Genomic DNA, 23659 nt, shown 5'->3' on the forward strand with positions numbered 1-23659 from the left:
CCAAACGGGCTGCCGATGCCGTCGCTTTGATGTCCCCTGCTTCACTCACCCGATGGCGTATTGCCCGAACCGGTTCCAGTACCCGCTGTGGTGGCCCAAAAAATTGAACTGGTTGGGCAACTCGCGGCACAGATCGTGATTCATCAAGCGGTCGCTTAGCTTTTCACACACGATCGCTCCCGTTCCAACCACGCGATCGATCACTGGTGCAACGTTCAAAATCCGATCTCGTGGGGAATACAGATTGATCAAGCGCCCGCGAAACGCGTCCGCTTGCAAGTCCCAATTCAGCCGCGACGTCATCCCACCCATCAACAGCAGATCGTCGACACGGCAATCTCGTTCGGCCAGTTTCTCAAGCGCCGAGCGAAGCACCACGGTGCCCAACGAATGCCCAATCAAGTGCAACGGTCGTTTGCCGACACCGGGCAGATTCAGAATTTGATCGGCCAACCGAATGCCGTCCCGTCGGGCGCAGTAGTACCGATGCCGAAAACTCGCCGCACCGATCACCGCTGCCGTCCCAAAGCCTCCCGCCAAGGATCCGATGCCCACCAAAGCCCGACCGCCATGCAGAGCCGGCAAGGCGACTCGCGCCCCACGAGCCATCACGCCCACCGACGCACCAGCTTCGGCCCACGATCCCGCTGCCCAACGCACGCGATACGTGGATCCTCTCAAACCGGCCGCACGAATCAGATCGGCGTTGGGACGCGCACGGTAGCCTGCGACCACGACATGGATCGGCCCCTGACTGGACTCTTCGATCGCATCGATACGTACAGTGACGCGTGATTCTGGGACGCGGGATTCCGGCATGCAGGACTCTTGAAACGAGAAAACGAAATCGCAGAATCGCATTCGCCGCGAACTCAGCCCCTCTAAAATACCCGATCAGGGGCTCTCAACGCAAAGCGATTCTCCCCCCTCAGTCGAGGTCATGCAGTTCTACCCCCCCCCCCTCCCTTTGGGAGAGTCGGACCGCTTCGGGCCGGGGAGGGTCACGCGCTGGATCCAATGCGGAGTCCTCCCCTCGCTTCGCTCGATCCTCCCAACGGGAGGGTGATGACAATCGCCTGGCAATCCAAGACTTAAAAACGGCACGACCTCAGTCGGCGGGCGGATCCGCTTGCCATTCAAACCTGTCAATCAGCTCCGTGATCGATCAGCGGGAAAGGTCTGTGTCCGGGACCTTTTCTGCGATTCCCTCCACGGCCAGTTCCGGCAAAAGGGACCTGACCTGATCCCCAACCGTTCCTAACTTCATTGATCCCAATCGGTTGCTCTTTCGCGGGCCGCCTTCTCCCGCTAAATCCGAAGCTTCCAATGGATGCACGTCGAGCGGCAAACTCACTAGACTATCACCGCTTCGAAACGCTTCTGACTGCCGTGCTCACACTCTCTCGAACACCCACTTCGATTCATGCCTGAATTCGGATCCGATTCGTCCTTCCCAACCGAAGCACCGGTGTGCATCGGAATCGATTTGGGAACCACGCACTCGCTGGTCAGCGTGTTTCGAAATGGCAAACCCGAACTGATCGCCAACGCCCACGGTGACATGCTCACGCCGTCCATCATTGGTGTCTTGGAAGACGGCCAGATCGTGGTCGGTTCCGCCGCCCGAGAACTTCGCGTGACCGCGCCGGAACGTTGTGCTTGGGTGTTTAAGCGTTACATGGGGCAAGAACGCAAACTCAAACTTGGCGACAAAGAGTTCACGCCCCACGAGCTGAGCAGTTTGGTGCTGCAATCGCTGCGTGACGACGCCGCCGCTCACCTGAACACCGAGATCACGGATGCGGTGATCACCGTCCCGGCGTACTTCAACGATCACCAACGCCAAGCCACCCGGTTGGCTGGCGAGATGGCGGGCCTGAATGTCCGCCGGATGATCAATGAACCCACCGCGGCCGCTCTGGTCTACGGCTTTCACGCCCGCGAAGATGAAAAGAATCTGTGCGTCATCGACCTTGGCGGTGGCACGTTCGACGTGACCGTCATGGAAGTCTTCGAAGGCACCCTCGAAATTCGAGCCACCGCTGGCGAAAGCATGCTGGGCGGAGAAGACTTCACCGACCGAATGGTCTCCGCGGTGCTGGCCAGTGAAGACACCCAGCTCGAACTGGCCGAACTGCAGCAACCCTTGCGAGTTTCGCGGTTGCGAGGCGAATGTGAAAAAGCCAAACGCCTGCTCTCGAAAGAAGACGCCTGCAAAATCCGGCTGCCTGATCGCGATGGCAACTTCCCCGAATCGCCCAAGACCTTCCGACTCACCCGTGCCGATTTCTCACGGTTGTGCGATCCCCTGATGCAACGCATCGCGGGACCGATCGCCCGATCGCTTCGGGACGCGGAACTGACTCCCGAAGACATCGACGATGTGATCCTGGTCGGCGGGTCAACGCGAATGCCGGTCCTGAGAGATTTTGTGATCGACTACTTTGGCAAACCACCGATCACGGATCACGATCCCGATGAAGTCGTGGCCCTTGGCGCGGCCGTCCAAGCCGCACTGATTGGGCAAGACGCGGCCGTGGACGACATGGTGATGACAGACGTCTGCCCCTTCACGCTGGGTGTGGAAGTCGTCAAAGAATTCGGTGGCCACATGCAAGACGGCTACTTCAAACCCGTGCTGCATCGGAACTGCACGATCCCGATTTCTCGCGAAGAAGTGTTCAGCACCGTCGCGGCCAACCAATCCAACGTGACCCTGAAAGTCTTTCAAGGCGACGCCCGCAAAGTGGCGGACAACACTGCCCTGGGGCAGTTGGAGGTCAAGGGCCTACCGCCTGGTCCCGCCGGCAGCCCCATCTACGTTCGCTTCACTTACGATTTGTCCGGTGTGTTGGAAGTCGAGGCGTATGCTCCCGGCGGCGAGCGGTTCCGGACCGTCCTCACCAATCACGTGCATCAGCTCTCACCCGCTCAGATCGAAGAAGCCAAACGTCGCATTGATGCCTTGAAGTTCTATCCCCGTGATGATCTCGAGAATCAAAAACTGGCTCGCTTTGCCGAACGCATGCTGGGCGAACTGCATCCTTCTCAACGGCAACAACTCGATGACGCCCTGGACATCTACGAAGACGCGATGGCCCGCGCTGATCGGGAACACTTCGCTGCGGCAAAGGACACGTTGTTGATCGTTCTTTCTTCCCTCGGTCTCGATCACGAAGACCTGTAGGCCGACGGCGTGGAACGCGTCCAAGGCTCCCGCTCGACTCCCCTCCCCACCAACCCCGCCGCGGAACGTGCCCGAATCAGCCGCCCAAACGTATTTGCGATCGATGCTGGAAATCAATCCGGTCTGGCAATCCGCATCCGCGTTGCAACTGCGTCGCAAGACACTGCGATTGCCGAATCATGACCCTCGGCAAACCGACGCCGATTCCGTGGATGACATGGTCGCCAAGCACCAGCGTCGCGCTCAGGCACGTGAGACGGTTGCCCATCTGCAAAAGCAGTTCTTTCATTTGTCCGATGAGGAACTGGAATCAGGAATCACCAGTGTGAATGCGACCGAAGTCCCTGAGTTGGCACCCACCATTCGTCGCTTGCAAACCGCAGCGAGAGAACGCAATTCCTTCGTTGCGATGTTGGCCGATCAACGCTTCGATCGCGAACTCGTGATCGCACTCGGCAAATCAGTCGTGCTGCCGCAGTCCGATGCAGGCTACATTCGTGAAAAATTCATTCAGAACCTGACGACGAAGAGCAGTCGCAAACGTGCCCGTGACACATCACTGAAAATTCAAAAGTCGTATCCCAATCTGTTTGGGTTGGAACGCGATTGGTTGACCACGTTGCAGAACACCAAGGCCTCTGGGCCGATGATCGCCGGTGAATCTTCGTTGCTCAATTTCCGAGTGCTGTTCTTTGGCACCTTGATCGCTTATCAGATCGTCAAGATCTTTCTGATGGAGTGACCCGATCCGCCCGACGTCGTGAACGATGGTGGTTGCTCGGCATGGCTCGGTGCCCGCCAGAACCAAGATCCAATCGCAATCCGCCGCCCCCCCTCGCCGACCATCGTTCATGTCTGACCCCGCGTGGCACCATCTTCCGCAAGACCCGCGATCGTTCTTCGAATTGCCCGAAGCCTTCGATCGTCGTGATCTGAAGCGTGCTTACGGCAAACTGATCCGTCAGTTCAAACCGGAAACGCACCCGCAAGAATTCCAGCGGATCCGGGCGGCCTACGAACAACTCGAAAACGCGGAACGGTACGGGCGAAACCAAGCGGCAAGTCAATCCGCAGCGGATGCTTGGAAACCCACCGACTCTCCCAATCCAAGCTCCACCGTCGATCCGAAGCCAACCAGGGAACGACCGCCCGCGACGCTCTCGCCCGTGGACGAAGCGATCGCCAACCCGCGAGAGTCCTACCTCCGACTCTCGCAAAAACACTCCCGTTCGCCGCTGGAATATTACATCCTGGCGGTGCTCAGCGACCTGCTCGAAAAGCCCGACAAAACCGCCCCCCAGAGACACACTCTGTTTCTGAAGTGGTTGCTCGATGGTCTGCAGGAACATCCGCTGGAACCGGGGCTGGTTTCTCTGGTCGCCGGCACCCTTCGCGGGGACATCCCGGACCAGCAAATCGAAACGCTGCTTCCCAAAATCGCCGCGACGATCCGTTCGTCCCTGTTCTATCGATTGACGGAACCACTCTGGGAACGCCTGCTCAACGACCAGCCGTTCAAAACGTTCGAGATTCTGATCCAGGAATGTGAAAGCCACCTCCCCAAGGCTGACCCACGCGCTCGCTTGGCGTTCTTCCTTCGCATTCTCAGAACCGCGATCTGGCAGGCTCCTCTGGAGTGGACACGGGCTCACATCGAAACGATCTCTCGCCAAGCCGCGGACTTGGACGAGAGCATGCACAACGACCTGGAATTCATTGAGCTGTTGCACAGCTATTTGTCCTCCGCCAAAGCGTCGGATGCGGTGTTGCCAGCGCGCGCGACGATGGAGTCCTTTCTTCGCACGTACTGCACCGGCGATGGGCCGGCGGCGACCGCCGAGATGGCTCGTTGCTTGGACGAAATCGCCCGCAACGCACACGGTGTCCGCGAAGCGTTTCCCACCCCACAAAACCGCGACGATCACTCGCTGTTTTTGTTGATGATGATGGCAACCTCCGACTTAGCCGAAACCACCGGCTTGATCGCCCCCGACCCCGACGATTCCAAGAACAATCGGCAAGCCGTTTCTTGTTTGCGAGATCTCAAGAGCACGCTGCAAGACATCGTCAACCGTGTGTCATGGATCGAATCCAAGTACAAATGGATCCCGTTCGCGGGGATGTACTTGGTCTTCGGCATCATTTTTTCGATGGCGTGGGTGCTGCTGTTGATGGCGTTGGACCAAACCGGTGCGTCGCCAGGGTCGAGTGCCGTCGCCGTGATCTTGCTGATCGGTGGCCTGCTGGTTTTCCCGGTGTTTTACTTCTGGTGGTTCTTCCCTCGGTACCTTGCCAATCGCACTGAGAACGCCCGCCAGAAATACTTTGCCACGTGCTACGAAAAGCGATGGCGGGGCCGCCTGTTTCGCTACGTTCAATCCTGTGGTGAATCACCCAGCGGATCCCTGACACGGCTCAATGAAGCGGCCGCCTTTCACGGCGACTCCGAGTGGATGAACTTGGTGCTCAGCTTTTGCCACGGCGATCTGGGACTGCTGATCTTCGCCCGCGCACAGTTGTTTGTGGGGTAGGAAGTGGGAAGTGGGAAGTGGGAAGTGGGAAAGGGGCACAGGGGCACAGGGGCACAGGGGCACAGGGGCACAGGGGCACAGGGGCACAGGGGCACAGGGGCACAGGGGCACAGGGGCACAGGGGCACAGGGGCACAGGCCACAGGGGCACAGGAGAAACGCCCGTCAACACGAAAACCCGACGCGTGAGTTTCGAAGTTGCGTTTTTCCGTTGAATCGGCAACGGCCAAGCTCAATCCAAAACGTGTGAGCTGATGTTGGCCGTTTGTAAAAGCGCAACTTTAAAACGCGGGAGCGAGGCGTGTCATCGAGGCCCAAGCGGGATGCCCGACACCGGCCCCTTCCGGGGCGAAGATTGCCGCCGAAGGATCCTCCAGTTCGCGTCCCGTCATCGCCTCAACCGCCCGGATTTTTCAATTTACAATTTCACATTTTCAATCGATCCCCATCTCATCGCTCGCCACCTGTCGCCGCTCCGCGGCTTGTCGAGCAAGGGGGTGACGCCCAAGACCTCGGGTTAAAAACCCGAGGCTGACGATTGTCACCGCTCCGCGATTGTTAGAACGTCCGACACCGATCACCAGTCGCGGAGCGACGGCAGCCGAGAGCCTTGGGTTTCCAACCCAAGGTCATCCGCCCATCACACATCCGTCCCCAAGTCGCGGAGCGACGACACTTTTTGCCGCCCGCTCGCCGAAGGATCCTCCAGTTCGCGTCCCGTCATCGCCTCAACCGCCCGGATTCTTCAATTCACAATTTCACATTTTCAATCGATCCCCATCTCATCGCTCGCCACCTGTCGCCGCTCCGCGGCTTGTCGAGCAAGGGGGTGACGCCCAAGACCTCGGGTTAAAAACCCGAGGCTGACAATTGTCACCGCTCCGCGGTTGTTAGAACGTCCAACACCGATCACCAGTCGCGGAGCGACGGCAGCCGAGAGCCTTGGGTTTCCAACCCAAGGTCATCCGCCCATCACACATCCGTCCCCAAGTCACGGAGAGACGACACTTTTTGCCGCCCAGTCGCCGAAGGATCCTCCGGTTCGCGTCCCGTCATCGCCTCAACCGCCCGGATTTTTCAATTTACAATTTCACTTTTTCAATCGATCCCCCATCTCATCGCTCGCCACCTATCGCCGCTCCGCGGCTTGTCGAGCGAGGGGGTGACGTCCAAGACCTCGGGTTAAAAACCCGAGGCTGACAATTGTCACCGCTCCGCGGTCGTTAGAACGTCCGACACCGATCACCAGTCGCGGAGCGACGGCAGCCGAAAGCCTTGGGTTTCCAACCCAAGGTCATCCTTCCCTTCGCTGCCAATGCTACAAGTGCAGCGGCAAGAATCGCTTGACCTCATCGGGCAACTTCTCCGCCGGCGGATCCAGCCACGGCACGTCCTCTTCACGTTGCATGTGCTCGCTGATCCGAGCCCGCACATCGCGAACGATGGTCGCCAACACATCGCGTTCGCTGCCGCCTTCTGTTTCGATCCCCTCCAAGTTCGCAACGCGACCTCGCGTGCGACCATTGGCCGTTCGCTGGACATACACCACGCAACCAAAGGCTGGTTGATCCTTCTTGCTGGTCGTCGGCAAATCAGTCATGCCAGATCCCTCAAATCCACGCGTCTTCCTTCTTGTAAACTCGTGCGAGCCGCTTTCAGGATCGCCGCTGCGTTGAACGCGTCTTCCAACCCGCTCAAGTTGCGAACCAAACTGGTCACCGCACGATGAAACTGGCCCAGCATCTTTTCGCCCACGGGAGATTCCCCTTCCAAGAACTCTTGATGTCGGCCCGCATCGTCAAACCAAACCAATGTGCCTGGCAAGTCGATGAAAGCAACACCGTTTTCGCAGCAGACCTGCATCGCGGCAGGCGGGCGGAATCCGATGGCCTCTCGCCACTGAGCAGGGATGTAACTCCCACAACTGACTTGAGCGGTGACGCCACCACCTCCACTGGGTCGCCGAGGACTCTCGGATAGCGCGGAAGAATCCGTGCCACTTCCGTTGGTCGCTGCCGCTTCTTGTTCATTCGAAACGGGTGTTCCCGTTGAAAACCGATCGCGAGAAGTGCGAGCCGAACTGGAGTCTTCAAACAGCATGCTCAGAGCTTGATAGTCCGCCGCCTCATCCTCGGAATGGTTGGCCGACATCACGCTGACAGGCCGTTCACCCACCACGTAACAACACCAATCAATCAACTGCATCATCTCGGTCCGAGTCATCCGGGCACGGATCTCTTCTGGACCGACTCGCGAATCGTCGCCGAGGTTGCCCTCCACGCCACGGCGGGTGATCTGGTCGCGTCGTTTAAGCGGAGCATCTTCCAAACTCAATCGCTTGTGACAAAAGATCAACCGTGGCGATCCCAAGTTGGTGGCGATCAGTTCTTTCAGACGCAGCGTTGCGGGAGAAAAACGACGGGGCAAGCCCGCCATGAACGCCACGCCAGATTCCTGCACACAGGACTTGAAGTCTTGGTCGCGAACCGGATCGAAGTCCAAATCGCTGGCCCAGTAGACCGCCTTCCCTGCCCGACATGCCGCCGTCGCAGGAAGAAAACGCAGCCAAGAATTCTCAAGCACCAAGACCGCGTCGATGTCATCCCGCGTCACCAACGCTTGGTATCCGTCGACCGGGTCGGCCTGAAACTCCGAGACTGCCGCTTCGGCTAATTTGGACACGTTGCAATAGATCGCACGAACATCGAATTGATCCCCCAGCATCCGCAGCGCCGGACGGTGCATGGATTGCCATTGATCGCCCAATCCGATCAATCCGATTCGCAATTTCACTCGAGTTCCCTTCGCAGTTCGCCTTGGTTGTTGATCGTGGCACAATCTAGCAGATTCGAAAGCCATGCGCAGGCAGCCTGCCATTGCCGCCCACCAGGAATGAGCGAAAGCCAGTCTGCTCAACCGCGGCGTCACCCCAAACGATCCGTCCCAAACAATCCACTCAAACCCGAGTTGGGGGCTGACAACCTCCGCGTTCCCAATCCGCGGTCGCTGTGGGACACTTCCAGCCACCTTCTTGCTGCACAGCGAGTCGCCAGTCTCCCTCAGACAGCAGAATTCGCGTGATCTCATTCCTTCCAACGCCCCCCTCTCCCACTCTGCATCAAGTCCCCCGAGGACAATTTGACGAACGTCAATGTTGCGGTCGCTGGAACTGGCTGGCGGCGGTTGTGGTGATCTTCGGCTGCGGATTGATCTCCGACTCGGAGGCTCCAGCCCAGGATCGCTTGGTCGATCACTTTCCCAAAGCCTCTGAATCAGGATGCATGGCTTGCCACGGGGAGATCGAACCGATTCGTGAAATCGGCTCTGAGATGCTGAACCAAATCATGGCGCGCGGGGAAGCCATGGGGGATCCCGCCGGGTGTGTGGTGTGTCACAACGGTGATCCGACCGAAACGAAAGACAAAGCGCTCGCGCACGGTGGCGATGATTTCTTTCCCGACCCAGGCAGCCCCTGGGTCAACGACCAAACCTGTGGCTCGTGTCATGCTGAACAAGTCCGCGTGCAGTGGCAGAGTTTGATGATGACGGAATCAGGCAAGATCCAAGGCACATGCTGGTCGTTCGGCGCACTGACGGGTTATGAACACAAGTTCGCCAACTACGCGGTCGAGAACCCAATCGATCCCAAAGATCGCCTGGGAACGGACACCTACCGCGCCTACATGGAACGCCTGAAGAAACTCGAACCCAACGTGTTCGTGGACCGGCACGAACCGCTTCCCGAAGCACTGGGTTTCGACGAGTTGGACCGATTGGCGGAAGAGCCTGAGTTGGCCGCCTACACCTACATTCGCCAAGAATGCAACCGTTGCCACCATGCGGTCAAAGGCCGTTCCAAACGAGGCGATTTTCGCGGCATGGGATGTTCCTCTTGCCACATTCCCTACAGCAACGAAGGCTATTACGAAGGCCACGACCAATCGATTCCGACCGACGAAACCTCGCACCCACTGACGCACCAAATCCAGGGGACTCGCGAGGCCACCGTCACGGTCAACGGAATCAGCTACCACGGGCTGCCGGCCGAAACGTGCACGACCTGTCACAACCGAGGCAAGCGGATCGGTGTGTCCTTCCAAGGCTTGATGGAAACACCCTACGCGTCCCCGTTCACGGAAGAAGGCAAAGACCAACCCGGCCTGCACACCAAACACTACATCGCGATGGAACAAGACATCCACTATCAAAAGGGGATGAAGTGCCAGGACTGCCACACATCCAACGATGTTCACGGGGACGGATTTCTCTCGGGCAGCAACCTCGGCGGGGTCCAGATTGAATGCTCCGATTGTCATGGAACGCCGGACAAATTCCCGTGGGAACTGCCAATTGGCTACATGGACGAATTCGACATGCAACCCGCGGACGGCGCGGCCCGAGGTGTCACCCAAGAACAACTGCCTCACACCTGGGCCGGCACCCTGCACGAGAAGAAAGACGGTTACCTGCTCACCGCCCGCGGCAACCCTTACGAGAATGTGGTTCGCGACGGTGATGACGTGATCGTCTACACCGCCGAGGGCAAAGACCTGCGGATGAAACCTCTGAAAAAGCTGGTGGACGAGAATTTGGTCAGCACGCGTGGATTGGTCGCGATGAAAGGCGTCGCCAAACACCTCGACCGGATGGAGTGCTACACCTGTCACGCGAGCTGGACACCACAATGTTATGGCTGTCACGTGAAGATTGATTACAGCCAAAAGGATCGCTGCCCCGAATGCAACGAAAACAAAGAGGGGTTTGACTGGGTCGCCGCAGGGCAAAAGCACATGCAGCCCGAGTTCCGAACCCAAGCCGGCGAAGAAGGCATGGGGACCGTCATCCCCGGCCAAGTCAGCGAACAACGCAGTTACCTTCGCTGGGAAGACCCGATGATGGGAATCAACGGCGAAGGCCGCGTGACACCGCTCGCCCCCGGATGCCAGCCATCCGTCACCATCATCGGCCCGGACGGCAAACCGATTCTCACCAATCACATCTTCCAAATCCCTGCGGGGATGGAAGGCGGCGGTGAATCCGGTCAATTGGCGATCGACATGAGCCCCACGCAACCGCACACGATGACCAAGAATGCTCGCTCCTGCGAATCATGTCACGCATCGGACAAAGCGTTGGGACTGGGCATCGGAGGCACTCGGCCGTGGGACGAGAAGCACTTCGTCGACCTCCAAACGACCGACGGAACAGTGCTTTCCAAACGAGCCGAGCCGCAAATGGAAGCGATTGAGAACCTCCCCCAAGATTGGTCGCAGATCGTCGACCGCGACGGCAACCAGCTCTCCACGGTTGGCCATCACTGGAAACTCTCTCGGGCTTTCAACAAGGATGAGATTGAACACATGCAGCGGGAAGGCACGTGCATCGCCTGCCACAAAGAAATCCCCGAGAACTCCAATGCAATCAACCTGTTGCACCACGTTGCCAAGTACACCGGGCAATTGCCGCACACCAACGACGAACACGCCAGCTTGATTCACAAAATCTTGCTTTTGTCGGCTTGGGGGCAAACAATCGGAGGAGCCCTGTTCGGTTTTGCTGCGTTCGCCTTGATCGTTTGGGTCCGCAAAAAACGAACCCCTGCGTCTGCCGAGTAAACTCATGGAGGCAACTCCCGCCCCGATCATCTGACGTTCGACCATTTCGTCCTTCGTGACAGCCTCCCATCCATCCATCGCAATGCCATCCTCCTCGCCAATGCGTTCGCCCACCTTCAATCGCCACCTGGCACCGCTCGTCATTCTTTTGACGTTTCCACTCGCATGCTTGCTGCATCTGGCTGACGTGGTCGCTCAGACTCCAGCTGAGACGTCGTTGTCGGCGACGCAGCAAGAATCGATCGATGCCTTGCCGAAGATCCCCAGCGGGCTCAACCAAGGTTTCTCCATCGTGCGAACACCCGCCAAACGAGTCACCGCGACAATCACGTTCGAAGTCAACACGCCATCCCTGCAAGCCAAAACATGGGTTTTCGCGATGCCCGAGCCGCCGGACTTGCCCGGCCAAAAACGGATTCAATCCACCACCACACCAACCAGCGAAATCATTGCTGACCAATCCGTCTTCCAACGTCCCATCCGTCGCTGCCGGATGGAGGTCACGGATGAGTCCCAACGTCGCACCGCCAAATTCCGCTGCGATGATGAACTGCAACTGTTCGCTCGTTCGTTGACGTTTGACAAGCGAGCCACCTCGGCGAAGCCACCAGTCGTTTCGCTGTCCGCGAAAGAACGCCAAAACTTTTTGCGGTCGACACCAGAATACGACTACCGATCCGAAGCATTCCAGGAATGGAAAACCAAGAATCGGTTTCGGCGACTCCGGACCGAAGGCGAAGTCCGGTTTGCTCAACGAGTGTTTCAGAAATTGGCCAACTCGTACCGATATTCGTACGTCCCGAGCGAGGACAGAACGGCGTCACTGTTGTGCCAGTCCGATGCAACGGACTGTGGCGGTCTCTCGACGCTTTTCGCCACGGTGATGCGAAGCGAGGGCGTGCCAGCACGAATTCTCTCTGGCCGCTGGGCGATTTCGGCTACCCCAGGAGAAACGATCAACGATCAACCGTATTACCAGTACCACGTGATCGCCGAGTTCTATGCCCAAGGCGTCGGCTGGATCCCCTTGGACACTTCATCAGCCATCATTCACGACCGCACCAAAACCAAACTGCAATACTTCGGCCAATCCGACGGTGACTTCATCACCTACCACGTCGATCCCGGCGTCAAATTCGACACCGACCTTCACGGTGACTACCGAGCGGCTTACTTCCAAATCCCCTTGATGTGGGTGACTGGCCAAGGCACGCTCGACGGATTCCAACATCAAGAATCCTGGACCGTCACACCCTAGTGCTGAGTCACAGCTTGGAATGAGCAGTGAGGACGTGAGCCGTAGGGGCGTTCGCCCCGGTTGTGCGTCGGAACCGTGGCGAATGCCAAACGGCTCACTTCCCCGAAGACTCCTGCCTGCCTGCTTGGCAAACCGAAAAGAGGGCGATGGTGAATCAATCACCATCGCCCTCTCTGCAATCCCAATTGAAACGCGATGCGACCCAATCAAGCCATGTCACTCAATCAAGCCACGTCACTCAATCAAGCCATGTCACTTGAACGAATCGTGACGTGGATCAATATCGGAAGATCATGTCGACAGTCACTCGGTCTTCCAAAACGTCTTTGAAAGCAGTCAGGGGGAACTCGTACGCGACGCCCGCTTCAATGTTTCCGCTCGGTTTGAACTTCATGCCGACGTTGTGGGTGACCAAGTCATTGCCTTCCACGTCGGTGGCACCAAAGTTGATGAGGTCTTGCCCAGACACACCCAATGCCAAACCGTTTTCGGCTTCATCCACCCAGTGCCACCAAGAGTTCTCGGTGAACAGGTAAACCCGGTCAGTCACCTTCACGTCAAAGTGGTTGTTCCAATGAACGGTCGTGCTTTGATCCGATTGATCCACAGGCAACTGCCATCCAAAGGAACTGAGGATGTGAGCGTTGCCACCCAGCAAACGTTGACCACCGGTTGCGAAGAAGTGAAATTCCCCATCGCTGACCGCTTGCGACGATTGTTTGCTGCCGAGCGGGATCTCGTAGGTGAAACCGCCGGACAGCAAAGTTCCCGACTGGGTGTCGCGAATGAAGTTGTATTTCAAACCCGCTGAAACATCAGCCCATCCGGAATCCAACAACAGCGTGTCCAACGTCCCTTCGCTGTTGTCCAGAATGTATCCATCTTTGACAGCGATCAAGCTGAGACGTTCGGTCAAAGCCACGCGGAACTGCAATGCAAAAAGCTGCACGGAACCGCCGGCGGGAATGTTCCCTGGACCGAGCGTGGCGGGGAACTGATGCGTCACAAAGATGGGACGCAATTCCGTCAAGTTGCGAGGGTCTTCGAAGTGAACGAAGTCGATCATTGGGCTGATGAAGTCATCAAAGCAGTGATCACTTGGACGCAGGTGTTGCTTCAGCGAAGCCAAACATCCCGCAGCTTTGCAACCGCGGCATGCCACCGAGTCGCAGACCGAGTCGCATCCATCGGAGTCGCAACCAAACTCATCGCAGCTCACTGCATCGCACCCGCCCAGCCCCAATGGATCACAGCCACTGGATTGCCCAGCTGAAGCCAACGACGTCAAACAACACCCCATGACGACGGCCAAAGCCGAGGCCTTCCAAACGCAATTCACGATCCATCTCCTGTGACGTTGACATGATGGTTGGCCGATTCACGATGCCGGCCAACTCAAGCATGTCCATGTTTCCTTAACAGGGCGAATCGGCCGGCCCCGCCTCACTCCTGCGACTCCGCGTCCGTGATCGACACAAATTACCGAGCCTGACTCAAACGCAAATCTGGCATCACCCGACACCAAACCCATGTTGCCTCCAGCAAAAATCGTGCGTCCCTGTCACACAGTGAACTCACAACAGACACGCCACCGTGCCAATGCAACGCGACCTGCTCAAAATCCCCCCGGCAGAAGTTCCCCTCGCCCCCATTCAACAATTCCCAAAACAGATCACCACTTCCCAAACAATCCCTCCAACCGCCCCATCCTCCCACAAAGGTGTCAGGTACCTTTTTGGAGAGCTGGGTAATCTACCTGTTTCGTCTGTCGAAATTTGCGAGGACGCCCCCGTGGCCTCATCGTCATTTCCAGATCAAAACGTCGGGCCGTGGTTTCCACCCAGTTCTCTTCTCCAAAGGGAGTCCCACGTTTCACAGAAAAGTCCAATTGTTTTTGTTCTTTAGCGGACAGTTTGGTCGCCACCTGTTCACACCAACGCGCGCAGCGAGCGATCGGCCAAGGTGCTAGAAGAGCCTTCTCTTTAGCGGCCCCGTGCTTCCAACGGGCCAGACTTCCCCAACGCCAATCTTCAGGTCGTTCGCAATACCCCGCAGTCAGTGCATTGCGTTCGACATAACGGCACACCGTCAAAAAGGTACCTGACACCTTTTTCGTGACACGATGGTGGGGATGCCTCCTCTCTCACTGGGTGAACGGATAGAATGCTGGCACACGACCAAATCCGATCTGATGAGCACCACGAATGAGTACCGAAACGAACCGACAAGTGATTGCTCAAATGAAGCAGGAGCAATTGCCGGTTCCGGTGCACCGACTTCACCGCTGGCCACACTTTGTGGGCCTGTATGCGGGGGAGCATGTTGCCGCGACTGAATTTGTGATCGGGGCCACGTTTGTTGCGATGGGAGCTTCCACGCGTGACATTCTGATCGGGCTGTTGATTGGCAACATTTTGGCGATCCTCAGTTGGACCCTGATCACCACGCCAATCGCCGTGCAGACTCGACTGAGTCTTTACACGTACCTTGAAAAGATCGCCGGCGAGTCAATGACTCGGCTCTACAACTGGGCCAACGTCCTGATCTTCACCGTGATTTCCGCGGCGATGATCACGGTGTCTTGCACCGCCGTTCGGTTGCTGTTCAACATCCCACCGCAATTGCAGTGGTACCCGACCGATTCTCTATTCGTTGCCGTGGTGGTCGCTGTCGGCATGATCGTGGTGCTGGTCGCGATGTACGGTTTCAACGCGGTCGCAGAGTTCTCCGGTTTGTGTGGTCCATGGCTGGTCGTGATGTTTGTCAGCGGCGCGCTGGTGTTGTTTCCCGCTTTGGCTGAATCTGTCATGGGCCGAACCACACTGAACGGGTTCCAGGACTTTCTGGTGATCGGTGACCATTCGATTTGGACGGGCACCAATGCGGATGGCAAACCGGGCATTGGATTGTGGGAGGTGGCTGGTTTTGCCTGGGCTGCCAACACGATCACGCACTTTGGTCTGATCGACATGGCGTTGTTGCGTTACGCCAAAAAATCAATCTACGGATTGTGCACCAGCGCTGGCATGCTGTTCGGACACTACATCGCTTGGATCGCCTCCGGCATCATGGGCGCCGGTGCCGCCGTGCTGTTGAAATCCACCATCGTTGAATTGGATCCCGGTGACGTTGCCTTTCGCGCCTTGGGCATGTCGGGATACGTCATCGTGATCGTCGCTGGTTGGACCACCGCGAACGCGAATCTCTACCGGGCGGGTTTGGCAGCTCAGGCGATCTTCCACAAACGATCTCGCAAGATGGTGACGTTCACGGTGGGCTGTGTGACGGTCGCGGTTGCTTGCTTCCCGTTTGTCTTCCGGCAAATCCTGCCGCTGTTGACATACGCTGGTCTGTTGGTCGTTCCCGTGGGCGGCATTGTTTTCGCAGAACATGTCGTGTTCCCTCGCATCGGCTTCACTCGGTACTGGGCTCAGTATCGCAACCTGCCCCACAGCATCCCTGCCATCGCATCCTGGACCGCCGGATTGATCTTCGGATTTGGTTTGAACGCCTTCGAGGTGATGTCGTTTTACTACCTGTTCCTGCCGACCTGGTTGTTCACGATTCTGCTCTATACTTTCCTCGCCAAGCTTTACGGGGCCGCGGAAAAGTATCCTGAAGAGGAAGAGAAGGAACGGCAGATGAACGAAGACATTCGGGAATTCCAACGTGAGCAAGCGTTGGCGGAAGGCGAACCGATCGAGGATCCATCCCGGCAATCCCTCGTCCGGCGTTGGATCTCCCGCGTTTGTCTGGCTCTCATTTTGTTGCTCGCTTTGAAGGTGATGTTTCAAAGTCCAGACCTGCCGACCTACACCTCGAACCGCGACCTTTTCTACACCTGGGCGTTTGTGTTGACGATTTCGTATTTCGCGACCGCCTACTGGGTTTTGCATCGCTTCAAAGCCCTCAATCCACAGCACGACAACTAGTCAACTCGGTTGAAACAACATGACCAGTCCAACGTCATCCACCGGCTCAAACGCCTCGCCGACACCACTGAACCAAGCCAACCTGGCGCAGCTGAATTCACAGGTTTCGGCGCCGCAATACGACCGCAGCCGACTGAAACCGAGAATCGTGCACGTCGGCGTGGGAGGTTTCCACCGTTCGCACGAGGCCTTCTACACGGATGAACTGTTGCGCAACGACAGGTCGTCGGACTGGGGCATCTGCGGTGTCGGCCTGCGTGAAGCGGACGCCAAAATTGCCTCCGTCCTGAAGCGACAGGACTACCTCTACACGTTGATCATTCGACATCCCAACGGAACCGTCGAAAACCGTGTGATTGGTTCGATCATGGACTTCTTGCTGGGATGCCACGATCCCGAATCGGTGATTGAGCAAATGGCCAGTCCCGACACGCAAATCGTTTCGCTAACGATCACCGAAGGCGGCTACAACATCGACGCCGCAACGGGCGAGTTCAACTGGAATCATCCCGATGCCCAGCATGACCTCGACAACCCAACGACGCCCAAATTGGTGTTTGGATTTCTGACCGAGGCGCTGCAGCGTCGTCGCGCCCGCAACCTACCAGCATTCACAATCCAGTCCTGCGACAACATCCAACACAACGGAGACTTGACTCGCAAAACCGTGCTTGGTTTCGCTCGCAAACAGGATCCCGAACTGGCAACTTGGATCGAATCGAACGTTTGCTTTCCCAACGCGATGGTCGACCGCATCACTCCTGTCACCACCCAGGATGACATCGATTACCTGGTCCAAGAACAGCAACTCAGCGACGAATGGCCCGTGACGTGCGAACCGTTTTGCCAGTGGGTGGTGGAAGATCAGTTTTCAGCCGGGCGTCCCGCTTGGGAATCCGTTGGTGCCCAATTTGTTCCCGACGTCGGCCCCTACGAGAAGATGAAGCTTCGCTTGCTCAACGCGGGCCACTCGGTACTGGGGATCCTCGGATCAATTCATGGTCACCGAACGATCGACGGGTGCGTGAACGATCCGTTGTTTGCGACGTACCTCCGACTCTTCATGGACGCCGAAGTGACACCGGTGTTGGATGAAGTCGAGGGGATCGATCTGGAAACTTACAAAGACACGCTGCTGGAACGCTTCGGCAATCCAAACATCAAAGACGCGCTCTCGCGAATTTGCTTGGAAAGTTCGAGCAAGCTTCCGGTCTTTCTGATTCCCACGATTCAAGACAACCTGGCTCGCGGTGGGAACATCGAACTGGCGACCTTGGTCATCGCTGCCTGGTGCTTCTACAGCGACAAGCAAGTCGACCAAGACGGCAACCCGCTTGAGATCATCGACGAGATGAAACAGCCGCTTCACCAGGCCGCCGCGGCGACTCGCAAGGATCCGCTGTCCTTCCTGGAAGTCACCGAAGTGTTTGGCGATTTGAATCGCAACGAACGGTTCACACAGCAATATGTGAAGATGGTCGAAACGCTGTATGAAACAACGGACGTCGCTTCGATGATGGAAACGTTGCTGCCGAGCCAACCGGATGCGAACTGAAAGAGCCCTGGATTGGTTGCGCACACGGGTTGGTGAATCGCACGGGTTGGTGAATCACACTGGGATTGGGATCCGACCGGATCCGGCTCGATGCAGGGGCTTTCCCCTCACCCGCCCATCTGCATCGCGGGGAGATCCTCCACCGCTAAGCTCTGTCTGCCGAAACCTTCTCTGCGGGAAGATGTAGTACTAGGAAGTTTGGGGCGATTGGTTGACAATATCGACGTAGAATGTCATGTCAGTCCTTTTCCACCAGTGTTTCCTGCGAGTCTCCCGTGTTGCCACTTTCGTCCATGGGCCAGCAAATCGCCCAAACACTATCCAATCGCCATGGGTTTTCCGTCGACGCTGTCGCGCAAATGTTGACAGCGGTTTACAACGGCAACGGAAGCATGGCCCAGTTCTCTCATCCTGAGTTTGGTGGATCGGGCCAATGGATGGCTGGCGGGATGATGATGATTGGTGACATGTTCAACCAAAATCTGAAGTACCGCGTTGCCGCCTTGTGTGAAGACTGCGCTCGTTCGATCGCCGAGAACCAAACAGGAACGGGCAGTGGCGTCTTCCAATCACAAAGCCAAAGTGGCGGCTCGAACTACCAAGACCAGCAGGCTGGTGGCGGTTCGGCTTCGAACAGCCTCTTCGCACCGGACCCACGACGTAATTGGTGGCCCCAAGAATTGGGATCGCCTTCGGCCAGCGGGTCACAAAACCAAATGCGATACGCGTACTTTGCCGATGCCCATCGATTGGCGGTGGCAACAGGTGACGACGTGTGGCTGTACGACACGTTGCAACACAACATCGGTGGCTTCAGTCAACAACAATCGGGCGACGGATCGATCACCTTCACCAGTCAATTTGGAGTCGTCCCGCTTTCGTCGCTTCCGATTGTCAGTCGCAACGGCGTCGAGCAACCACCAATGCCGCCAGCTCCAACGCCAGTCCCTCCCGCTCAAACACCACCTCCAGCAACGTTCCCCAACCAGACCGCTCCGTCGTTCGAGCAGTCTCAACCGGACGACCGTCCCACAAACAATTCCGCTCCCGCACCGTCATCGAATTCGAACGAAGTGTTCGACACGCTCGATCGCTTGGGCGGATTGCTCGACAAAGGCTACATCACCCAAGAAGAATTCAATCGCAAGAAATCTGACTTGCTCGATCGAATCTAGTCAGGCGAGCGCGCAACGAAGTGCGCCGACATTGCCCCGGATGGGGCCGACTTCGATAGCTCGGGGTGGAAGCCCCGAGAAAAAGGGCGGATAAGAAATGGTCGCCCCGAACGGGGCCGGCGTGGGGAATCCGAATGTCGTCGAACGGTGAGAGTGGACACGATCGCAATGAAGCTTGGGCATTGAGCGTTGCCCGACGGAACAGTTGGGGACAACGGTTCTACTCTGTTGCTCGTTCAGTGGAGCCCGTAGCGGCTCATCTTGTAGTGCAACGTTCGCACACTGATCCCCAGTGCTTTCGCTGTTTGTTCGCGGTGAAAATCCTTTGCCGACAGAGCGGACTCGATCCCGGTGCGTTCCGCCATTTCAGTGATCTCATTCAACGTGCGAATCGGGTTGGATGGTGTAACACGGTGATGTTGGTGCTCTTCAGGGAGATCGCTGCGTCCGATTGTTTCGCCCACCACGGTGACCACGATTCGCTCGATGTGGTTGCGAAGCTGGCGAACGTTGCCCGGCCAATCGGAAGCCACTAGCGCTTCCATCGCCTCAGGCGTCAGTGACTTCATCGAACGTCGATGCCGAGTGCAAAACCGAGTCAGAAAGTGTTCGACCAACAACGGGATGTCTTCGCGACGGCTCCTTAGCGGCGGCACCTCGATGGGAACGATGTTCAATCGGTAAAACAGATCATCGCGAAACGATCCGTCTTGGACCAACGTCTTCGCATCGCGATTGGTCGCCGAAACAATCCTCGCATTCGATTGCAGCGTTTGCTCGCCACCGACGCGAGCGAATTGTCCCGTCTCCAAAACCCGCAGCAGGTCCACTTGGCTCTTGGCGGGAATTTCGGTGATCTCGTCTAGAAACAGAGTCCCACTGCCAGCCTGTTCAAAACAACCCGGCTTTTGCCGAGACGCTCCTGTGAACGCGCCCTTCTCGTGCCCGAACATTTCGCTTTCCAACAGACTCTCAGGAAGAGCCCCCAAGTTGACGGCCACAAAGGGGGCCTGCGAACGCGCACTCAAATCGTGGATCGCCCGGGCGATCAATTCCTTTCCCGTCCCGCTTTCACCTTGAATCAGAACCGTCGCGTCCGTGGACGCCACCTGCCGCACTTGTTGGAGTAGATCTTGGAACGCCTGGCAATTGCCGATGATGCCTGACAACTCACCCGCTTCCGCCAGCTTCTCCTTCAACTGATGATTTTCGTGCTGCAGTCGATGGTGATCCGCTGCTTTCGCAACCTGTTGGCGGATGAGATTGAGATCCACCGGTTTGGTGATGAAATCGAAGGCTCCCCATTTCATTGCATCAACTGCCGTTTCCACCGTTCCATTGGCCGTGATGATGATGGACATGACTCCCGGATCGCGCTGCTTGATCCATCGGAGAAGGTCGAGCCCATCACGATCCCCCGGCATTTTCACGTCGGCAATGACCAGTTGAAAGCGTCCCGCGACAAACTTGTCCAAGGCTTCGTTGACCGAAGCTGCCGTTTCGATGTGGTCGCAGAGCTTTTCGAGTCCACGAGCCAACCCTGAGCGGATGTTGGGCTCGTCGTCGACGATCAACAGATGAAGTTCGTTGTCCATTTCAAGATTGGCTTCGACGTGGTGAGAAGTTCAAGTGTCGCAGTTCAAAGGCGACGAGTGCCTGAGGCGTTTGACCTTGCGGTTGAATTCAGAACCGACTCGAAATGGTCATGTTCCTTGATAGGCAAATGCCAGACCAAACCGGACGAAGGCACTCTCAAGATTGTGCGGGAGCTTGCCATTCCTCAGCCTTCACGCGTCGAAATGTTCGGCCCAGCTGATTCCGCAAACTTCGATGCAACGCGAAACCCAACGCTTCAGGCACTCACACGGAACCAGTGGCCAACCAAGTCGCGGTTTTGATCGCGAATCCGTTCTGTCAGCAACTCCTTTGAATCCAATGCTCTCGTGACGGCAACCATCGTTTGCGATGCAATTCACTGCATCGTTCATGCAAAACCTTGCACGCCTCTCGACATGGCTTTGACAGCCCCAAAAAACTTGTTGACCACCTTCACACCGTGTACGCCGGGTTGGGAGACGGATCGTGGCCTGGAAAATTCAAGGGCGGCCCATCAATTGCATTTCGCTCAAGCCCTTCACAATTTCGATCCTCCAATTGATCAGGCCCACCTCCGATGAGTGTCCGAGTCCCAGCCATTGAACGCCGTGCCGACGAAAGAGTTTTGAAGTGGATCCATGCGGAACACGACCAAGAGGAAGCCTCCCCAGCAGACACCAGCAAACGGCTAGGCCCCTACATCACCATTTCTCGAGAAGCCGGTGCAGGGGGGAGTGAACTGGCTGGCCTGGTCGCTGAGAAATTGCACTGGGACCTGCTGGACAACGAGATTGTCGACTTCATGGAGCAGCACTATGGGACTCCGCGGTGCTTGATTCAACGCGTCGATGAGAAGCACGAAAACTGGCTCAGCGAAATCTTGACCTCTCGAATCGGTGGCCTGGGATTTTCAGAAACCACCTACACACACCGTGTTTCCAAACTGGTCTTGCTGGCGGCATCCCACGGGAACGTCGTCATTGTGGGTCGAGGCGCGAAGTACATCCTCCCGCCTGAACAAGGGTTGTCGGTCCGCGTTGTCGCCCCGCTGCCAGTCCGGATTCAGCGAGTGATGTCCCAACACGATCTCTCCGAAAAAGAGGCACGCCACTGGGTCGCGAACAAGGACCGTCAAAGGCAGAACTACATCCGCGGACATTTCCATCAAGACGAATCCGACCCGCATCTCTACGACTTGGTTTTGAACGTCGGAATCGTTTCCCTGGAGGAGGCAGCTGACATCATTGTCGATTCCGCTCGCCGCTTGACGGAAAAATTCACTCAGCAGAGTGTTCGCTGAGATGAAGCACCGCCTCATTTCAATCGAAGCGATTGATTCGCCAGCATCTCTCGACGCTCCACTCATCCACGACGGTGCATCAAGCGAACGCCTTCCAGCTATGAACCCAACCTTCCCAACCATGCGCATCCGATTGTTCCACGTGATCCTCTTTGCCTCCTTCCCGTGCTTCATCGGGGGTTGCGGGGACTGGACCGAGACGACTTCCATTCCGCTCGCCAACGTTGTGACGGCCCCATCACACGGTGAGGCCCAGGCCAACGCAGAACACTCCGACGCCCAGCCAATCGGGCAGCCTCACGCGTCCGGCGAGCATCACGCTCAGCACAAAATTGTCGTGACCAGCCCGGTTGCCCGCGATGTCACGCTGACTCGGCAATACGTTTGCCAGATTCATTCGCGTCGACACATCGAAGTGTGTGCCCTGGAAGGTGGCTATCTGAAGGACATCCACGTCAACGAAGGCCAAGCGGTGACCAAGGGGCAGTCTCTCTTCCATATCCTGCCCACGATCTACGAAGCCAAACTGGATGCTGACAAGGCAGAAGCACAACTTGCTCAAGTCGAGTTCGACAACACTCAAAAGTTGGTCCAACAAAACATCGTCTCCACCCCAGAACTCAAGTTGGCAGAAGCGAAACTGGCGAAAGCCGTCGCGAATGTCAAACTGGCTCAAGCAGAGGTGAACTTTGCCAACATCAAAGCCCCATTCGATGGCATCGTCGATCGACTGCACGAACAAGAAGGCAGTTTGGTCGAGGAAGGTGCGATGCTGACCACGATGTCCGACAACAGCCTGATGTGGGTCTATTTCAATGTTCCTGAATCTCGCTACTTGGAATATCAAGAGGCGATGAACGCCGGCCAAAATCCAGACGCCTTGAACGTGCAACTCCGATTGGCCAATCACAAACTCTTCGACCAGCCCGGCAGGATTGGAGCGATCGAAGCGGACTTTGACAACGAAACGGGCAACATCGCATTTCGTGCCAATTTCCCCAATCCAACTGGACTGCTTCGCCACGGTCAAACCGGCACGGTGCTGATCAATCAGATTGCGAAGAACGCCGTCGTGATTCCTCAACGAGCGACGTTTGAAATTCTGGCCAAGAAGTACGCCTTCGTGCTCGACGCGGACAACGTTGTGCATCAACGCGAAATCGTGATTCAAACCGAAAAGGATGACATCTTCTTGATCGCCGCAGGATTGCAACCGGGCGAAAAGATCGTGCTCGAAGGCATCTTGCAAGTACGCGATGGCGAAACGGTGGAATACGAATTCCAAGATCCGGACACCGTGCTCGGCAACCTCAAGTATCACGCCGAATAGCGCGCATCGCCTGCAACGGAGTCGGCCCCATCCCTCCCGGCCACGACTCGGTCAGACAAGAATCGCCCGTCATCATTGCCGAGCCATTGGGGCTCAACCGATGACGACGTCGGCAACCGCTCCCACCAATCACAGCCCGCAAGCACCATGACGGTGCTCGTCATGCCAGCACCTTGTTCGC

Annotated in this window: 15 protein-coding genes; 10 read left to right on the forward strand and 5 right to left on the reverse strand. The window is 57.1% G+C overall.

Translation table 11 applies throughout. The annotated features are described in order from the left end of the window. Window positions 1-45: 45 nt before the first annotated feature. Window positions 46-819 carry a DUF726 domain-containing protein gene (locus tag PSR62_RS18765; RefSeq protein ID WP_274404539.1) on the reverse strand — a complete coding sequence of 258 codons (774 nt, stop codon included), beginning with the start codon at window positions 817-819 and terminating at the stop codon, window positions 46-48. Window positions 820-1423: 604 nt separating this feature from the next. Between PSR62_RS18765 and PSR62_RS18770 the strand changes: the two genes are divergently transcribed. The 3 genes from PSR62_RS18770 (at window position 1424) to PSR62_RS18780 (ending at window position 5718) form a co-directional block, all read left to right on the forward strand. Continuing rightward, a complete protein-coding gene (locus PSR62_RS18770) occupies window positions 1424-3187 on the forward strand; it encodes an Hsp70 family protein (RefSeq protein WP_274404540.1) in 1764 nt (587 codons plus the stop codon). Between the two features lie 67 nt (window positions 3188-3254). After that, window positions 3255-3929: a hypothetical protein gene (locus PSR62_RS18775; RefSeq protein ID WP_274404541.1), complete on the forward strand. Its 675-nt coding sequence runs from the start codon at window positions 3255-3257 to the stop codon at window positions 3927-3929. A 109-nt stretch (window positions 3930-4038) separates the two neighbouring features. Beyond that, window positions 4039-5718 (forward strand): hypothetical protein, encoded by a 1680-nt coding sequence (locus PSR62_RS18780; protein WP_274404542.1) that lies wholly within the window; start codon window positions 4039-4041, stop codon window positions 5716-5718. A 1317-nt stretch (window positions 5719-7035) separates the two neighbouring features. Here PSR62_RS18780 and PSR62_RS18785 read toward each other — a convergent pair. Beyond that, on the reverse strand, window positions 7036-7317 hold the full coding sequence (locus tag PSR62_RS18785) for a hypothetical protein (protein ID WP_274404543.1): 282 nt from the start codon (window positions 7315-7317) through the stop codon (window positions 7036-7038). Then, complete coding sequence (locus tag PSR62_RS18790) at window positions 7314-8510, reverse strand: Gfo/Idh/MocA family protein (protein ID WP_274404544.1); 1197 nt, start codon at window positions 8508-8510, stop codon at window positions 7314-7316. Before PSR62_RS18790 ends, PSR62_RS18785 begins: the two co-directional genes overlap by 4 nt. A 284-nt stretch (window positions 8511-8794) precedes the next feature. Here PSR62_RS18790 and PSR62_RS18795 point away from each other — a divergent pair, with 284 nt between their 5' ends. Together PSR62_RS18795 and PSR62_RS18800 are read left to right on the forward strand one after the other, a co-directional pair. After that, window positions 8795-11332 (forward strand): cytochrome c3 family protein, encoded by a 2538-nt coding sequence (locus PSR62_RS18795; RefSeq protein ID WP_274404545.1) that lies wholly within the window; start codon window positions 8795-8797, stop codon window positions 11330-11332. Window positions 11333-11414: 82 nt separating this feature from the next. Continuing rightward, window positions 11415-12590: a transglutaminase-like domain-containing protein gene (locus tag PSR62_RS18800; protein ID WP_274404546.1), complete on the forward strand. Its 1176-nt coding sequence runs from the start codon at window positions 11415-11417 to the stop codon at window positions 12588-12590. A gap of 277 nt (window positions 12591-12867) precedes the next feature. Here the strand turns inward: PSR62_RS18800 and PSR62_RS18805 are convergent, their stop codons facing one another. Further along, on the reverse strand, window positions 12868-13929 hold the full coding sequence (locus tag PSR62_RS18805) for a hypothetical protein (protein ID WP_274404547.1): 1062 nt from the start codon (window positions 13927-13929) through the stop codon (window positions 12868-12870). Window positions 13930-14794: 865 nt separating this feature from the next. Here PSR62_RS18805 and PSR62_RS18810 point away from each other — a divergent pair. From PSR62_RS18810 to PSR62_RS18820, 3 genes are all read left to right on the forward strand, one after another. Beyond that, entirely contained in the window at window positions 14795-16522 is a 1728-nt protein-coding gene (locus tag PSR62_RS18810; RefSeq protein ID WP_274404548.1) for a purine-cytosine permease family protein, read from the forward strand. Window positions 16523-16541: 19 nt separating this feature from the next. Beyond that, window positions 16542-18077 (forward strand): mannitol dehydrogenase family protein, encoded by a 1536-nt coding sequence (locus tag PSR62_RS18815; protein ID WP_274404550.1) that lies wholly within the window; start codon window positions 16542-16544, stop codon window positions 18075-18077. A 293-nt stretch (window positions 18078-18370) separates the two neighbouring features. After that, window positions 18371-19252 (forward strand): SHOCT domain-containing protein, encoded by an 882-nt coding sequence (locus tag PSR62_RS18820; protein ID WP_274408254.1) that lies wholly within the window; start codon window positions 18371-18373, stop codon window positions 19250-19252. A gap of 236 nt (window positions 19253-19488) precedes the next feature. On the opposite strand, the gene PSR62_RS18825 is transcribed toward PSR62_RS18820, so the two are convergent. Continuing rightward, the gene (locus tag PSR62_RS18825) at window positions 19489-20847 is read right to left on the reverse strand and encodes a sigma-54-dependent transcriptional regulator (RefSeq protein ID WP_274404551.1); all 1359 of its coding nucleotides are present in this window, start codon (window positions 20845-20847) and stop codon (window positions 19489-19491) included. 578 nt (window positions 20848-21425) lie between these two features. Here PSR62_RS18825 and PSR62_RS18830 point away from each other — a divergent pair. Together PSR62_RS18830 and PSR62_RS18835 are read left to right on the forward strand one after the other, a co-directional pair. Beyond that, window positions 21426-22148, forward strand: coding sequence for a cytidylate kinase-like family protein (locus PSR62_RS18830; RefSeq protein WP_274404552.1), 723 nt, complete (start codon window positions 21426-21428; stop codon window positions 22146-22148). Window positions 22149-22269: 121 nt separating this feature from the next. Beyond that, entirely contained in the window at window positions 22270-23478 is a 1209-nt protein-coding gene (locus tag PSR62_RS18835; RefSeq protein WP_274404553.1) for an efflux RND transporter periplasmic adaptor subunit, read from the forward strand. Window positions 23479-23659: the final 181 nt, after the last annotated feature.

Origin of the sequence: Rhodopirellula sp. P2, assembly GCF_028768465.1 — a bacterium.
Classification (GTDB): Bacteria; Planctomycetota; Planctomycetia; order Pirellulales; family Pirellulaceae; genus Rhodopirellula.